Annotated in this window: 15 protein-coding genes; 10 read left to right on the top strand and 5 right to left on the bottom strand. The window is 70.4% G+C overall.

Features of this window, described 5'->3' with window-relative positions; translation table 11 throughout:
* The first annotated feature begins 3 nt into the window (after positions 1 to 3).
* The 8 genes from J4O73_RS23270 (at position 4) to J4O73_RS23235 (ending at position 9,032) form a co-directional block, all read left to right on the top strand.
* Positions 4 to 639, top strand: coding sequence for a phage distal tail protein, Rcc01695 family (locus tag J4O73_RS23270; protein ID WP_426221268.1), 636 nt, complete (start codon positions 4 to 6; stop codon positions 637 to 639).
* Complete coding sequence (locus J4O73_RS23265) at positions 636 to 1,529, top strand: DUF2163 domain-containing protein (protein WP_426221266.1); 894 nt, start codon at positions 636 to 638, stop codon at positions 1,527 to 1,529. Before J4O73_RS23270 ends, J4O73_RS23265 begins: the two co-directional genes overlap by 4 nt.
* Positions 1,507 to 2,025 (top strand): peptidase P60, encoded by a 519-nt coding sequence (locus J4O73_RS23260; protein WP_426221265.1) that lies wholly within the window; start codon positions 1,507 to 1,509, stop codon positions 2,023 to 2,025. Before J4O73_RS23265 ends, J4O73_RS23260 begins: the two co-directional genes overlap by 23 nt.
* Positions 1,974 to 5,909: a baseplate multidomain protein megatron gene (locus J4O73_RS23255; protein ID WP_426221263.1), complete on the top strand. Its 3,936-nt coding sequence runs from the start codon at positions 1,974 to 1,976 to the stop codon at positions 5,907 to 5,909. The genes J4O73_RS23260 and J4O73_RS23255 overlap by 52 nt, the downstream gene beginning before the upstream one ends.
* Positions 5,902 to 7,389: a DUF2793 domain-containing protein gene (locus tag J4O73_RS23250; RefSeq protein WP_426221261.1), complete on the top strand. Its 1,488-nt coding sequence runs from the start codon at positions 5,902 to 5,904 to the stop codon at positions 7,387 to 7,389. Before J4O73_RS23255 ends, J4O73_RS23250 begins: the two co-directional genes overlap by 8 nt.
* A gap of 68 nt (positions 7,390 to 7,457) precedes the next feature.
* Complete coding sequence (locus J4O73_RS23245) at positions 7,458 to 8,141, top strand: glycoside hydrolase family 19 protein (RefSeq protein ID WP_426221259.1); 684 nt, start codon at positions 7,458 to 7,460, stop codon at positions 8,139 to 8,141.
* 2 nt (positions 8,142 to 8,143) lie between these two features.
* The gene (locus J4O73_RS23240) at positions 8,144 to 8,557 is read left to right on the top strand and encodes a 3TM-type holin (RefSeq protein ID WP_426221341.1); all 414 of its coding nucleotides are present in this window, start codon (positions 8,144 to 8,146) and stop codon (positions 8,555 to 8,557) included.
* Positions 8,558 to 8,579: 22 nt separating this feature from the next.
* Positions 8,580 to 9,032: a hypothetical protein gene (locus tag J4O73_RS23235; RefSeq protein WP_426221257.1), complete on the top strand. Its 453-nt coding sequence runs from the start codon at positions 8,580 to 8,582 to the stop codon at positions 9,030 to 9,032.
* Positions 9,033 to 9,264: 232 nt separating this feature from the next.
* On the opposite strand, the gene J4O73_RS23230 is transcribed toward J4O73_RS23235, so the two are convergent.
* Positions 9,265 to 10,518, bottom strand: coding sequence for a cation:proton antiporter (locus J4O73_RS23230; RefSeq protein ID WP_426221255.1), 1,254 nt, complete (start codon positions 10,516 to 10,518; stop codon positions 9,265 to 9,267).
* An 83-nt stretch (positions 10,519 to 10,601) separates the two neighbouring features.
* On the opposite strand from J4O73_RS23230, the gene J4O73_RS23225 reads away from it, so the two are divergent.
* Positions 10,602 to 11,891 carry a DUF2254 domain-containing protein gene (locus J4O73_RS23225; RefSeq protein WP_426221253.1) on the top strand — a complete coding sequence of 430 codons (1,290 nt, stop codon included), beginning with the start codon at positions 10,602 to 10,604 and terminating at the stop codon, positions 11,889 to 11,891.
* Here J4O73_RS23225 and J4O73_RS23220 read toward each other — a convergent pair.
* From J4O73_RS23220 to J4O73_RS23205, 4 genes are all read right to left on the bottom strand, one after another.
* Entirely contained in the window at positions 11,888 to 12,658 is a 771-nt protein-coding gene (locus J4O73_RS23220; protein ID WP_426221251.1) for a potassium channel family protein, read from the bottom strand. The two genes, J4O73_RS23225 and J4O73_RS23220, sit on opposite strands and share 4 nt — an antisense overlap.
* 28 nt (positions 12,659 to 12,686) lie before the next feature.
* Positions 12,687 to 12,863 carry a hypothetical protein gene (locus J4O73_RS23215; RefSeq protein ID WP_234081562.1) on the bottom strand — a complete coding sequence of 59 codons (177 nt, stop codon included), beginning with the start codon at positions 12,861 to 12,863 and terminating at the stop codon, positions 12,687 to 12,689.
* Positions 12,864 to 12,931: 68 nt separating this feature from the next.
* Positions 12,932 to 14,131 (bottom strand): Na+/H+ antiporter NhaA, encoded by a 1,200-nt coding sequence (gene nhaA, locus J4O73_RS23210; RefSeq protein WP_426221249.1) that lies wholly within the window; start codon positions 14,129 to 14,131, stop codon positions 12,932 to 12,934.
* A gap of 355 nt (positions 14,132 to 14,486) precedes the next feature.
* A complete protein-coding gene (locus J4O73_RS23205) occupies positions 14,487 to 14,945 on the bottom strand; it encodes a hypothetical protein (RefSeq protein ID WP_426221247.1) in 459 nt (152 codons plus the stop codon).
* Positions 14,946 to 15,109: 164 nt separating this feature from the next.
* Here J4O73_RS23205 and J4O73_RS23200 point away from each other — a divergent pair.
* Positions 15,110 to 15,452, top strand: a 343-nt coding sequence (locus J4O73_RS23200; protein WP_426221245.1) for a YeeE/YedE family protein, incomplete at its 3' end; no start/stop codon positions are given.

The raw sequence follows: 15,452 nt of genomic DNA, 5'->3' as shown, positions 1-15,452 counted from the left end.
CGCATGGCCTCGCCCTTCCACGAGGTGCGCTTTCCCCTGGCCCTGGCCTACGGCTCGCGCGGCGGCCCGGAGCGCCGCACCGACATCGTGACGCTCGGGTCCGGCGACGAGGAGCGCAACAGCCTGTGGCGCCATTCCCGGCGCCGCTACAATGCCGGGCCGGCCCTGCGCACAGCCGCCGACGTCGCCGTCATCCTGGCCTTCTTCGAAGAGAGGCGGGGGCAGCTCTACGGCTTCCGCTGGCACGACGTGTTCGACCATTCGAGCGCCAAGCCCGGCGAGGCCCCGAGCCCCCTCGACCAGACGCTCGGGCTTGGCGACGGCACCACGCACGTCTTCCCTCTGACGAAGCGCTACGGCGGCACCTTCGCGCCCTACGACCGGCCGATCCGCAAGCCCGTGCCGGGCAGCGTCCGCATCGCCGTGAATGGCGGCGAACTCGCCGCCAACGCCTTCGCGGTCGATACCGGCACCGGCCTCGTCACCCTCGCGAGCGCACCCGCCGCCGGCGCGGCCATCAGCGCCGGCTTCCAGTTCGACGTTCCGGTGCGCTTCGCCACCGACCGGATCGAGATCGATTACCGCGCCGTCCAGGCCGGCCTCGTCCCCGACATCCCCATCATCGAGTTGCGCCGATGAAGACCCTTCCCTCCGGCCTCGCCGCGAGCCTCGCGAGCGGGGTCACGACGCTGTGCACCTGCTGGATCGTCACCCGCACGGACGGGCTCCGGCTCGGCTTCACCGATCACGACGAGGACGTGACCCTGGATGCCGTGATCTGCTCGGCCGAGTCCGGCGCCACCGGAAGCGCGATCGAGCAGAGCGCGGGCCTCGCGGCGGACGGGCTGGAGATCATGGGCGCCCTGACCAGCGGGCGGCTCGCGGAGGACGAGCTGGCGCGCGGCCTCTACGACGGCGCCGCCGTCGAGGTGTGGCGGGTGGATTGGACCTCGCCCGCCGATCGCGTCCTCATCCTGGCGGGCACGATGGGCGAGGTGGCGCGCACGGCCGCCGCCTTCACCGCCGAGGTGCGCAGCCTCGCCGACCGGCTGAACCAGCCGCGCGGGCGCCTCTATCAGCGGTCCTGCGATGCCACCTTCGGCGATGCCCGCTGCGGCCTGCAAGCGACCGGGGCGGCCTATCGCGGCACCGGCACCGTCGCGGCGGCGGGCGCCTCGCCGAACCGTCAGCTCGTCGCCTCGGGCCTGTCCGCCTATCCGGCGGCGTGGTTCGAGACGGGGCGCCTCGTGTGGCTGACCGGCGCCCATGCCGGGGCGGTCGGCGAGGTCCGCACGCACCTCGTGCTCGGCACCGGCACCTACCTCGAACTGTGGGAGGCGCTGCCGACGCCGATCGCGGGCGGCGACACGTTCCAGGTCACCGTAGGCTGCGACAAGGCCCTCGATACCTGCCGGGACAAGTTCGCCAACGTGCGCAACTTCCGCGGCTTCCCGCACATGCCGGGCAACGACGCGGCCACGTCCTACGCGGTGCAGGGGGGCGGCCATGACGGCGGACGCCTCGGCTGACCCGATCCGCCTGCGGGCGGTCGCCCTGGCGCGGAACTGGATCGGGACGCCCTACCATCACCAAGCCTCCCTTCGCGGGGTCGGCTGCGACTGCCTCGGCCTCCTGCGCGGCGTCTATGCCGCGCTGTACGGCGCCGAGCCGGAGGCGCCCCCGCCGTATACGCCCGCCTGGGCCGAGGATCGCGGGGCGGAAACCCTGCGCGACGCCGCCCGCCGCCACCTCATCGAGATCGGCTTGGACGAGGCCGGGCCGGGCGACGTGCTCCTGTTCCGCTGGCGGCCGGGCCTTCCGGCCAAGCACTGCGCCATCCTGAGCGCGTCGGGGCCGTCGTCCTCTCGCCGGATCATCCACGCCTATGACGGGCACGCCGTCACGGAGAGCTGGATGCCGGACGCCTGGGCGCGACGCCTCGCCTACGCCTTCCGCTTCCCGGAGTCCCCCTCATGGCGTCCGTCGTCCTTTCCATCGCCGGGAATGCCCTCGGAAGCCTCCTAGGCGGGCCGATCGGCGCCCAGATCGGCGGCGCGATCGGCACCTTCGCCGGGTCGCGCCTCGATCAGGCCCTGTTCGGATCGAAGCCCAAGCCGCACTTCAACGTCGGCGCCCGCCTCGGTTCCCTCTACGTCACGGCCTCGACCGAGGGAGCCGTGATCGCACGGGTCTATGCCCGCGCCCGCGTCGGCGGACAGGTCATCTGGGCGACGAAGATCAAGGAGACGCAAACCACGGAGAAGGTGAAGACCAAGGGCGGGAAGGGCGCGCCGACCCCGAAGGTCTACAACGTCACATACGCCTACAGCGTGACCTTCGCCGTCGCCCTGTGCGAGGGCGAGATCACGTCGATCGGCCCCGTCTACGCGGACGGGAAGCCGATCCGCCTCGCCGACTACGCGCACCGTCTCTACACCGGCTCGGAGACGCAGAACCCCGATCCCCGGATCGAGGCCGTCGAGGGGCAGGGCAACGCCCCGGCCTATCGCGGGCTCGCCTACCTCGTCTTCGACGACATGCCGCTGGCGGCCTTCGGCAACCGCCTTCCCGTCATCACCGTGGAAGTGATCCGGCGCCCGCCCTCGGCCTCGGGGCAGGCGGCGCTCGAGGACCTGATCCCGGCCGTCACCCTGATCCCGGCAATGGGCGAATACGTCTACGCGACCGTGCCCGTGACCTCATCGAGCATGGGGCAGATCGCGGCGCAGAACGGGGTGAGCGGCGGCGTCGATTTCGACAAGGCGCTCGATCAGCTCCAGGCCGAGGCGCCCGCCTGCAAGGCCGTGTCCCTCGTGGTGGCGTGGCATGGGACCGACCTGCGTGTCGGGACCTGCCGGATCGTGCCGAAGGTCGAGAACGCCACCAAGGCGGCCTCGCTCGCGTGGCGGGCAGGCGGCCTCACCCGCGCGACGGCGCCGCTCGTCAGCCGGGACGCGGCGGGTACGCCCTATCTCGGCGGGGCACCCGCCGACGGGTCGGTGGTGGCCGCGATCAAGTCGCTCAAGGCGCGCGGCTTCGCGGTCACGCTCTACCCCTTCGTGATGATGGACATCCCGGCGGGCAACGGCCTGCCGGACCCCTATGGCGGGGCGGAGCAGGCGGCCTTCCCCTGGCGCGGGCGCATCACCTGCCACCCGGCGCCGGGCCTGCCGGGAAGCCCGGACAAGAGCGCGGCGGTGGCCTCCGACGTGGCGGCGTTCTTCGGCACGGTCACTCCGGGCGACCTCGCCTATGACGGCGCGACCGTGACCTGTGCCAAGGCGGCGGAATGGAGCTTCCGCCGCTTCGTCCTGTCCTGCGCGAAACTCGCGGCGGCGGCCGGGGGCGTCGAGGCGTTCCTGATCGGCTCGGAGCTGATCGGGCTGACGACGCTCCGCTCGGACGCCGCGACCTATCCGGCGGTGGCGCAGCTCCGGAGCCTCGCGGCCGATGCGCGGGCGATCCTCGGCCCGTCCGTGGCGATCACCTACGGCGCCGACTGGACCGAATATGCGAGCCACCGCCCGGCGGACGGATCGGGCGACGTGCATTTCCACCTCGACCCGCTCTGGGCGGACGCCAACATCACCATGATCGGCATCGACAACTACATGCCGGTCGCCGATTGGCGCGATGGGTTCGCCCATCTTGATGCGCGGGCCGGGCACCGGTCGATCTACGACCGGGATTACCTCGCTGCGAACATTCGGGGCGGCGAACTCTACGACTGGTACTACCCGACCAAGGCCGACCGGGACGCGCAGCGGCGCGTGCCGATCGCGGACACGGCCTACGGCGAGGATTGGGTGTTCCGGCTCAAGGATCTGGCCGGATGGTGGGGCAACGCCCACCACGACCGGCCGGGCGGCGTCCGCAGCGCCGCGGCCACGGCCTGGGTGCCCGGTTCCAAGCCGATCTGGTTCACCGAGATCGGGTGCCCATGCATCGACAAGGGCGCCAACCAGCCCAACGTCTTCGTGGACCCCAAATCGAGCGAGAGCCTTCCGCCCTACTATTCCAACGGGCGGCAGGACCTCTCGATGCAGCGCGCGTTCCTGGCGACGGCGCTGGAATGGTGGGCGGACCCGGCCAACAATCCGGTCGGCGCTGATGGCGGGCGGATGGTGGTGCCGTCGCGGATCTTCGTCTGGACCTGGGATGCCCGGCCCTACCCGGAGTTTCCCCGTCAGTCGGATGTCTGGTCGGATGCGGGCAACTACGCCCTCGGGCACTGGATCAACGGACGCCTCGGCCTCGCGCCGTTGCGGGACGTGGTAGCCGAGCTGTGCGGCGAGGTCGGCGTGCCCCTCGACGTGTCCGGCCTCGACGGCGTGGTGCAGGGCTACACCGTGGCGGAGGTGCAGTCGCCGCGGGACGCGATCGGGCCGCTGCGGCAGGCGTATTTCTTCGACGGCGCCGAGTCGCAGGGGCGGATCGTGTTCCGCTCGCTGGCGAGCGCGGCGGTCGCCCACTTCACGGAGGGGGATCTCGTCGCGGCCGGGAAGGGCCAAGGTTCGAGCCAAGGTCCGGCGAAGGACTTCACCCTCACGCGTACCGAGGAGACCGCGCTGCCGGGCGTCGTCGCCCTGACCTACCTCGACCCGGCCCGGAACTACCAGTCCGGCTCCGTCGAGGCGCGCCGCCTCGGCGGGCGCTCGGCCGCCGTGTCGCGGGTGAACCTGCCCCTCGTCATCGAGGAGCGGGCCGCGCGGGGGATCGCGCAAGCGATCCTCTATCAGGGCGTGATCGAGCGGGAGCAGGCCACCTGCGTGCTGCCGCCCTCGGCGCTCGCCCTCGACCCCCTCGACGTGGTGACCCTCTCCCTCGCCGGGACCGCGGCCGATTACAGGCTCGGGCGCGTCGGCACGGAGGCGGGTCGCCCGGTCACGGCCATCCGGTCCGATGCCGCGATCTACGTCTACCGCGACGGGTCGGCGACGACGCGCCCGCCCTCCGCTCTGGCGGCGGTCGGCGTGGGCCTGTGGCAGGCCATGGACCTGCCGCTGTTGCGCCCCGACGCGATCCCGCACGCGCTGACCTATGCGGGCTACACGCGGCCGTGGAGCCCGATCGCCGTGGAGCGCTCGCGGGCGGGCGGAGCGTTCGAGGCGGATGCCACGATCGGCGCCCGCTCGATCATCGGCGCGCTGACGGGGCCGCTCTCCAGCGGGCCGGTGGCGCGGTGGGATCGGGTCAACGCCCTCTACGTCACCGTCCCGGCCGATGCGGAACTCGTCTCCCTGCCGGAGATCGACGTGCTCAACGGCGGCAACGTCGCCGCGATCCTCACGCCCTCCGGGCAATGGGAGATCGTGCAATGGGCGAACGCCGCCCTCCTGGCGCCCGGCCGCTACCGGCTGACCGGGCTCCTGCGCGGGCAGCTCGGGACGGAGCCGTTCATGGGCGGCCCGACTCCCCCGGGCGCGCCCTTCGTGGTGCTGACGGACGCCCTGGAGCAATCCTCGGCGCCGCTCGCCACGCGGACGCAACCCGTTGCCTACCGGTGGGGGCCGGTCGGCACGGCGCCGGATGGCGGCGCCTGGAGCGCGGCGACCGTCGCGACGGTGGGGGTCGGCCTGCGCCCCTACGCCCCGGCGCAAGCCCGCCTGCGCCGGGCGGGCAACGGCGATCTCACCGTGACCTGGCTGCGCCGGACGCGGGTCGGCGGCGATGCGTGGGAGCAGGCCGACGTGCCGCTCAACGAGGAGGGGGAAGCCTACGGCCTCGACATCCTCAAAGACGGCGCGGTGGTCCGCACGATCCGGACGGCCAGCCCCTCCGCCCTCTACGCCGTGGCGGATCAGAACGCGGATTTCGGCGGGCCGGTCACGCGCCTGTCGATCGCGCTCGCCCAGATTTCCCAGACCTACGGCCGCGGCGCGGCCCTGAGGACGACGCTCTATGTCTGACCTGTCCCCCGTGCTCGGGTTGCCGCTCATGGCGGCGGCCCAGTCGCAGAAGCACGTGACCCACAACGAGGCCCTGATCGTCCTCGACAGCCTCGTGCAGCTCGCCTGCCTCGACAAGGATCTGGCGACGCCGCCCGCGAACCCGGCCGAGGGCGACCGCTACCTGATCGCGTCCTCGGCGCCAACCGGGGCGTGGTCGGGCTGGGCGGGCCGGATCGTCCGCTATCAGGACGGCCAATGGATTGCGTTCAACGCGAAGCCCGGATGGCTCGCCTACGTGCTGGACGAGAAGCTGATCTACGCCTTCACCGGTCAGGCGTGGACGGCCGTCCAGGGCGGGGGCAGCGGCGGCGGACCGGGCACGACCGGCATGCTCGGCATCAACGCGAGTGCGGACACGACCAACCGCCTCGCCCTCAAATCCGACGCGGCGCTGTTCGCCTGGGATGACGTCACGCCCGGCTCCGGCGACATGCGCCTGACCGTGAACAAGAAGGCCGCCGCCAAGGATGCGGGCTTCGTCTTCCAGACGGGATGGTCGAGCCGTGCCCTGTTCGGGACGTTGGGCGGCGACGACTTCGTGCTCAAGACCTCGCCAGACGGTTCGGTGTTCCGCACGGCCCTCACGGCGGCGGCCGCGACGGGGATCGTGAGCTTCGACCTCTCTCCCACGGCGCCGACGCCCGCGGCGGGCGACAATTCCACGAAGCTCGCCACCACGGCCTATGTCGATGCGGGCGATGCCGCCTCCCGCGCGCGGCGGCAGGTGAGCGACGCCTCGGCCACGATCCAGCCGGGGGACCGGACGGTTGCCGTCATCGCCCTCACGGCGGGCCGCACGCTCACCCTGCCCGCCGCCTCGTCCTATCCGCCGGGCGCGACGCTGACCGTTCTGGACGAGAGCGGCGCCTGCTCGGCCGCCAAGCCCATCACCTTGGTCGCCCAGGGTGCCGACACGATCAGCGGGCTCGCCGCTGCCGCCCTGGTCACGCCCTATGCGAGCCTCGCACTCCAGAGCAACGGCGCGAACAAGTGGACGGTGAACGCCCAAGCCCCGACGCGGAATGATCTCACCTACGTGGATGTCGCGAACGGCTCGCTCCAGGACATCCCGGCTTCCTTCACGCGCGTCGGGCTCGCGCGGGTCCGCAGCGATCCGGGCGGCAACTGGAGCACGGCGGACAACTGGTACACCTGCCCGCGCCGGGGCCTGTACCTGATCAACGGCACCCTGCGGGTGGGCGATAAAACCGCGGCGGGCACGCAATACGGCGTCGGGGTCTCCACCGCCGAGGACGATGGGCCGTGGTTCGTGTGGCACATCGTGGGGCCGACGCCCGGCATGCGCTCGACCTATCCCTACAGCCGCATCGCCTCCCAGAACGCGGGGGATCGCCTGCGGATGTACAGCTACTCGGATCAAGGCTTCACGGTGAACCTGGCGGGCCTTCAGATCTACCTCCTGGCCGACAGTCCGTAGGCCCGCGCGACGCGGCGTGGCCTTGCGCAACGCCTCCGCCTTTCGTCCTCCACAAAGGGAGACTTGCCTTGAACTCTGCCCTCTCGCGGGCGGCCTTCTTCGCGCGCCTGCGTGAAAGCGGGCTGCTCGGCTCTCGCCTCTCCCAAACGGAAGTCGACGGCCTGAACGGCCTGCTCGATGCGTGGGACCGTTTCGGCGGGCCCAGCGACCCGCGCCATGTCGCCTATACGCTGGCCACGGCCTGGCACGAATGCCGCCTCGATCTGTCCCTCCGCGAGATCGGGAAAGGACACGGCCATCCCTACGGCGCGGCGGTCGATGGGAAGATCTATTACGGTCGCGGTGCGGCGCAGCTCACCTGGCTCGACAATTACCGGCTGTTCGGCCAGCTCCTCGGCGTCGATCTCGTCCGCAACCCGGATCTCGCTCTGGTGCCCGCGACCAGCGCGGCGATCCTCGTGATCGGTGCCCGCGATGGACTCTTCCGGAAGGGACATCGCCTAAGCCGGTACTTTGACGCCACCACCGACGATCCCATCGGCGCCCGCGCCATCATCAATGGCGACGGGCCAAAGAACGGCGCGCCCATCGCGGGGTATCACGGCGTGTTTCTCGCGGCCCTCCGGGCGGCCAGCGAGGTCGCGCCATCGCCTGTTCCGGTCGCGGCGGCGCTCGCCCCCGCAACCGCGCTGATCGGTCTGCTGAACCGTCTCCTTTCGACCCTACGCCTCAACATGCAGAAAGGCGCGTGACGATGGGCTTCCTCGCGATCCTCCCCGCCCTGCTCGGGGCCCTCGGCCCCGTTCTGCAGAAGGTGATTCCCGACGAGGGCCAGCGCATGCAGGCGCAACTCGACCTGCAGCGGGCCTTGATCGACCAGCAATCCGACCTCACCCGCGCCATGGCCGATGTGATGCGGGCCGATGCCACCTCGGAAAGCCCGCTTGCGCGCAATGCGCGGCCGATCACGGTGATCTGGGCGCTGGCGATGATCACCTGGGTCGGCGTGGTGGCGCCGATGCTCGGGCTGCAGGCCGAGGTGGTGAGGGCGCTGGCGGGCGTGCCGGACGCCCTATGGTCGCTGCTGACGGTCGGGATCGGCGCCTACATGGCGGCGCGCACAGCCGACAAGTTCATCGAATCCAGAGCGGCCGAGGCCAAGCGCTGAGAGCGCGACGAGGGATCCACCGATGTCGCCGACATTGCCCCACACCATCACAGACGAGGAGCGTGCCGCGCTCCCCGCGCGGGTCTCGAAGCTGGAGACGAACCTCGACACCCTGCGCCGGGATGTGGCCGACGAGTTCAAGGAGATGCGCAGCGAGAACCGCCGCCAGACGGAGTCGATTCTGGCAAAGATCGAGGCGCAGGGCCGCGACTTCTCGGAAGCTCAGGCGGACGCCCTGCGCAAGGGCCAGTTCTCACTGTCGAGCACGTTCAAGACGCTGATCACCGCCGGCGGCTTCCTGCTCGCCATCGTCGGCGCCGGCGCGACGGCGCTGAAGGCCCCGATCGAGGCCGACATCGCCCGTGATCGAGCGGATATTCAGGAACTGAAGCGGACGACGATGGGGCGGGACGAGCTGCTGGTGCGGCTGCGATTGATCGAGCGAGAGGTCGAGCGAGGCGGGATGGCACAGTGAATGGTAGGGATGCCGCGACGACGGCGGCAACGTCAAACAGACGAGATCGCGGGCGATCGGGCTGCCAAGTTCCTCGTCAGGCATGGCAGAATTGGGTGGATGACTGCCGGTCCGCTTTCCGGCGGGCGACCCATCCGAGCGGACGTATCGATGCGCTCGCCTACGTCCCTCCACGGGCCCATTGATGGTCCGTCTCCTGGCTCGTATCCACCGGGAGGCGTCCGGCGACCGTCTAGTTCGCTCGAAGGGTACGTCGCGCCACGAGGCCGAGGGTTGAGCCCTGTACGACGATGGTGAACAGCACCACGGCGTAGGTCGCGGCCAGGATGGCCGGCTTGGCATCGCTTTCCGGGATCGAGAGTGCCAGCGCCACCGAGATGCCGCCGCGCACCCCCGCCCAGGTCAGGAACGGCACGTTGCCGAGCGAGAGGTTGCCGCCCCAGCGGAACAGCAGGACCGGTGTCGAGACCGCGACGAGGCGGGCGAACAGCACGATGGGGGCGGCGCAGGCTGCCAGGGCCAGGCCGGCCACCTGGAAGCGCAGGACGAGCACCTCCAGGCCGATCAGGAGGAACAGGACCGAGTTCAGCACCTCGTCAATCAGGGTCCACAGGGCGTAGACGTACCTCTGGGTTGTGTCGCTCATCGCGTAGCGCGGCGCGCGCTCGCCGATCAGCAGCCCGGCGGCCACCACCGCGAGCGGCCCGCTCGCCCCGAGCTTCTGCGCGACGGCGTAGGTGCCTGTCACGAGGGCCAGGGTGATCAGCACCTCCACGGGGAAGTCGTCGATGGCCTTCATCGCGCGGTAGGCGACGTAGCCGGTCACGACGCCGAGCAGCACGCCGCCCCCGGCCTCGTGCACGAGCAGCGTGGCCACCCCACCCGCACTGGTCGCCTCGCCGCCCTTGCCGGACGCGAAGGCCACGAGCACCGTGAACAGCACGATGCCGATGCCGTCGTTGAACAGCGCCTCGCCCTGCATCTCGATTTCGAGGGCTTCCGGCACGTCCACGTTCTTCAGGGTGGCCAGCACCGCGACGGGGTCGGTCGGGCTGATCAGCGCGCCGAACACCAGGGCCCAAGCCAGCGGAAGCGGGGTTCCGAGCGCCTGCCCCGCCGCCCAGAACGCCCCGCCGACCAGGGCGGTCGAGATGACGGTCCCGAGCAGCGCGAGGGTCGCCACCGCCATGGCCCGCTCCCGGAGCGCCCGGAGGTCGAGGTTCATCGCCCCGGCGAACAGCAGGAAGGCCAGCATGCCGTTCATGACCACGCCGGTGAAATCGACCTGGTCGAGGACGTTCGTCAGGTCCTGGTAGAGGTGCTGGGCCGGGAAGGCGACGTCGACGAGCACCAGCGCCAGCGAGGCGAGGAGCCCCATCACGAGCAGGCCGATGCTGTGGGGCATCCTCAGGAAGCGGCGGTTCAGCCAGCCGAACAGCGCCGACAGCGTCAGCAGCATCGCCGCGAGGTCGAAGATCGAGATCAAGGGCCGTCCTTCCCGCCAGCGGTCATCCGGAACGCCCCATCGTGCCGGTCGTTGCCGGGCTCGGAAGGGGTCGGTCCGCAACGATGAGCGCACGCGTCAAAGCCTGGCTGGAAATCCTCGGCGACATGTTCTGGCTCCGGCCGGCCCTCGTCGTCCTCGGCTGCATCCTGTTGGCTCAGTTCGGGGTCTGGCTGGAGACGGCCCACGTCGCCGGCTACGACGCGTCCTCGCCGGACACGAACTGGGGTTATTCCGGCGGGGCCGAGGGCGCGCGGGCGCTCCTCAGCGCCATCGCCTCCTCGAACATCGGGGTCGCCGGCACGACCTTCTCCATCACCATCGCCGCCCTGACCCTGGCCTCCGGGCAGATGGGTCCCCGACTCCTGCGCAACTTCATCCGAGACGGCCGCAACCAGACGGTGCTCGGCATCTTCCTCGGCACCTTCGCCTACGCGCTCATGGTCCTGCGCACGGTGCGGACGGTGGAGGAAGCCCCGTTCGTCCCGCACATTGCGATCACCGGCGCCCTCGTGCTGGCGCTGGTGGCGGTCGGCACGCTGGTCTGGTTCGTCCACCACATCGCCACGAGCATCAACATCGAGACCGTCGTCGACGCCGTCCAGCAGGACCTATGCAAGGCCATCGCGACCCATACCCGGGATGAGCCGGGTTCTGCTCGTCCCGACGATGCCCCGACGGGAAAAGCCTTGGCCCCGACCGGCGGCGGTTACGTCCAGGCCCTCGACGAGGACGCCCTGGCGGACTGGGCCGTCGCGCGCGAAGTCAGGGTCACCCTGCGGGTGCGGCCCGGCGACTACGTGCCGAGCGGCTTCCCCGTCGCGTTCCTGTCCGCGACGGTCGAGGGCGCCGAGGAAGCGATCCTCGACGCGGTGACGCTCGGGCGCCGGCCCGCCGCGCTCCAGGACCCGGAATACTCGGTGCGGCAGTTGGTCGAGATCGCGGTGCGGGCGCTCTCGCCCGGCATCAACGACCCGTTCACGGCCGGCAGCGTGGTCGACCATCTCGGCGACGCCCTGTGCCGGATCGCGCCGCGGCACCTGCCGACCGGCGTGGTGCTGCGCGAGGGCCGCGCCGTCCTCGTCCATCCGGTCACGGACTACGACGGGCTGTGCGATGCCATGTTCCACATGATCCGGCAGAATGCGGCCGGCTCAGTCCACGTGCTCGGCCGGATGCTCGACGTGCTCGCCCGCGTCGCCGAAGTCGAGAGGCGCCCCGACCGGGCGGCGGAACTCTCCCGCCATGCCGGCCTCGTTATCGCCGCGGCCCGCCGCGACGTGACGGACCCGTCCGACCTCGCCGATCTGGAGGATCGCTACCGGCGCTTCCGCGACATTGCCTTCGACGGCTAGTAGGCTCCCTCGTCGGGGATGTTCAGGATGTTGCCGCAGGCCTTACAGTGCACGGCATCCGGCTCGTGCCGCTGCAGACCGCAGGCGGTGCAGGGAAATCGCACCTTGTAGGGGCGGAACACCACCTGCGCGAGGCGGAAGAATAGGGTGACGCCGCAGATCATCACGAACACCGACAGAAGCCGACCTGTCGGGCCCGGCAGGGTGATGTCGCCGTAGCCCGTCGTCGTCAGCGAGGTGACCGTAAAGTACAGCGCGTCGACCGGCGTCTGGATGGCCGGGTTGTGGTCGTGCTGGGTGGCGTAAACGATGCCGGTCATCGTGAACACGAAGACCATGAGGTTGGTCGCGGCCAGGATCGCGTCCTCGTTGCGGCGGAACAGGCCGCTGTCCTGCCGCAGCCGCTCCAGCAGGTGGTAGGTGCGCAGCATGCGCAGCGTCCGCAGGATGCGCAGGAAGCCGACGCCCTCGACTAGCAATGGGGCGAGGAACGACGCCACCGCCACGAGGTCCGCCCAGGTGCTGAGGTGACGGAACTCGCGCAGCGGCGCGCGGCTGACGAGCAGGCGGGCGGCGAAGTCGAGGAGCACACACAGGCCCACCGCTACGTCGCAGGCGACGATCCATGGGCTCAGCGGCAGGAACGAGGTGACGACCACGAAGGCGATGGTCGCCACGTCGAACACGAGCAGGGCGTAGCGGAAGCGGTGCGCACGCTCCGTTTCCCCTTCGTAGAGCTCGCGCAGCATTGCGGTGAACGTCGTCATCGGTCGTCGGGCCGGAAGGGTGTGGACGTCATGAGTTGGATGTCATGCCGTAACCGGCCATGGCGCCCTCGGCATCCCCCGATAGCCACGACAGCAGCATTAGCATCCCCATCCCGAGGAGCAGGACCCCGGTGAGGGCGAGGATGAGGTCGGAGAGACGGCCCTCAATGGCGCCGGGACGACGCCGCGGGAACTGACGAGGCATGATGCTTCACCTGGTTCTGGGATGTCGATTGAGGCGCCGCGCCCCGATGGAGCGCGGCTGGTCGCGGCTCAGCGGCCTGCCGGGCGGGCCGGGGCGAACCGCAGCACCAGCGCCCCGGCGGCCATGCAGGCGAGCGAGCCGATCAGCACGCCGACCTTGGTTTCGGCTTCGAGCTCCGGCGCGTTTGCGAAGGCGAGCAGGCCGATGAACAGGCTCATGGTGAAGCCGACGCCGCACAGGAGCGAGACGCCGTAGACCTGCCACCATCCGGCATGGGCCGGGCGCTGCGCCAGCCCGAGTTTCACGGCGGCGAGGACGAGGCCGAACACCCCGACTTGCTTGCCGACGAACAGACCGAGCGCCACGCCGAGCGTCACAGGGTCAAGCAGCATGCGCGGCGTGATCCCCGCGAGCGACACCCCTGCGTTGGCGAAGCCGAAGACCGGCAGGATGAGGTAGGCCGACCAGGGATGGACGGCGTGCTCCAGAATGTGAAGCGGCGAGGTTGGGTCGTCCGGCTTGCCGACGCTCAGGCGCAGGGGGATCGTCAGGGCCAGCAGCACGCCGGCGATGGTCGCGTGGATGCCCGAGGCGAGAACGAACACCCAGAGGACGACGCCGAGCAGCAGATAGGGCCACAGGCGTGCCACGCCGGCCTTGTTGAGACCGTAGAGCGCGGCGAGCGTCACGGCGGCCCCGCCCAGCATCGGGAGCGACAGGTCGGCGGTGTAGAACAGGGCGATGATCAGCACGGCGCCGAGGTCGTCGATGATGGCGAGCGCCGTCAGGAAGATCTTGAGGGAGACCGGCACCCGGGACCCGAGCAGCGCCAGGACGCCGAGGGCGAAGGCGATGTCGGTGGCGGCGGGAATGGCCCACCCGCGCAGCGTCTCCGGGGAGTTCCAGTTCACCGCGGCGTAGACGAGGGCCGGCGCGGCCATTCCCCCCAAGGCGGCAAGCCCCGGCAGGATACGGTCGGGCCAGGTGCGCAGGCGCCCGTCGAGGACCTCGCGCTTGATCTCCAGCCCGACGAGCATGAAGAACACCGCCATCAGGGCGTCGTTGATCCAGTGCAGGACCGACAGCGGGCCGAGATAGGTCTTCAGCGCGGCGAAGTAGGTGTCCGCCAGCGGTGAGTTGGCGACGGCGAGCGCCAGCGCGGCGCTGGCCATCAGGACAAGGCCGCCGCCGGCCTCGCTGACGAGGATGTCGCGAAGCGCCGACACAGGGCGGCGACGCCGCGGAACGGCGTGGGAATGGGACGGCACGAGCACGAGTCTCCCGCGCTGGCGGCCCGACCAGCGCTCGACCTGCCGGCCCGACTAGACGGACCGCGCACCCTGCTGGGCCTATCGCATTGAAAGCGATTGGGCTCAACCCATGCCTATATGTTTCGCTGGCAGCAAAGGACCTTAGAGGCAACCTCCCAACGAGAGCTTCTCGAAAGAAACAATAGCCGAAAGTCAGCCTCTCAGCGATTGTGAGCTTCGTCTGCTTTGGGGATCTCGGCTGCGGGCATTGAATGGCCTTGTCGGGTCGCAAGCAGACCCTCACGCCCGGTAAAAAAAGCCGCAGATCTAGCCACTAGCTTGGGGAGCGCGGCGGTATCCCCAACGCCGTCCGTCAGGGCCTGGCCGCTATGAGCGCGTGGCCAGCCCGGCTGTCGTGATCGCCAGGTCCGGGTCCGATGGGCCCGAAATCACCACGGAGCGTCTTCAGGGCGTTGCGCTCGACCTCGATCTCCCGGGCCGTGCGGAAGCCGAGCCGTCTGAGCACCGGCAACGGCGGGCACCAGCCCTGGACGGCGTGCTGGAGCAGGAAGGCGGTCACCCCCAGCGACAGGGCGAGCCACCGCCGATCCGCTGTCAAGCCCAGGACCGTTCCCGTGAGCGCCAGCGTCGCGGCGTTGACCTCCCGCGTCCGTTCGACGTCCCATTCCGCGTCGAGCTCGCGCAGACGACAGCCGATGGCCTGCGGATGCTCGGCATGCCAGCGCACGCTCGCATCGAGTTCGGCGGCGATGCGGCGGTTGTCCCGCGCACCCGTGTGAAGCGAGACCCGCTGAGCAGTTCCGGGCACCATCGGACGTCACCCTCTTGACATAACATTAGATAATACTAAATTAGTATCATCAAAATTAAGGCGGCCGGAGGCGACGTGTCCGGCCTCAGGTCAACCTCGCAGGCGCCTTGGGGATCAAGCGCCGCCTGCCGGTTTCCTTCAGCCGCATCTCCAAAGGGATCTCCATGGACGGTTTCACGCCTGTCAGCGTCCTCGCCGGCGGTGCCATGATCGGCGCCTCCGCGGCCCTGTTCCTGCTCCTCAACGGACGCATCGCCGGCATCAGCGGCATCCTCGGCGGACTGCTCGCCCCGCCCTCGCGCGAGACCGGATGGCGGGCCGCCTTCGTGGCGGGCCTCGTCCTGGCACCGCTCGCCTACGCGGGCCTGGGAGGCAGCCTGCCGCCGGTGACGGTCGGGGCGTCGTTCCCGATCCTGGTCCTCGCGGGTCTGCTGGTCGGGTTCGGGGCGCGCCTCGGCGCCGGCTGCACCAGCGGCCACGGCGTCTGCGGCATCGGCCGCGGCTCGC

The organism is Methylobacterium sp. NFXW15 (assembly GCF_049887755.1).
In the GTDB taxonomy this organism is placed as follows: Bacteria; Pseudomonadota; Alphaproteobacteria; order Rhizobiales; family Beijerinckiaceae; genus Methylobacterium.
This window is presented reverse-complemented; position numbering and strand designations above follow the sequence as displayed.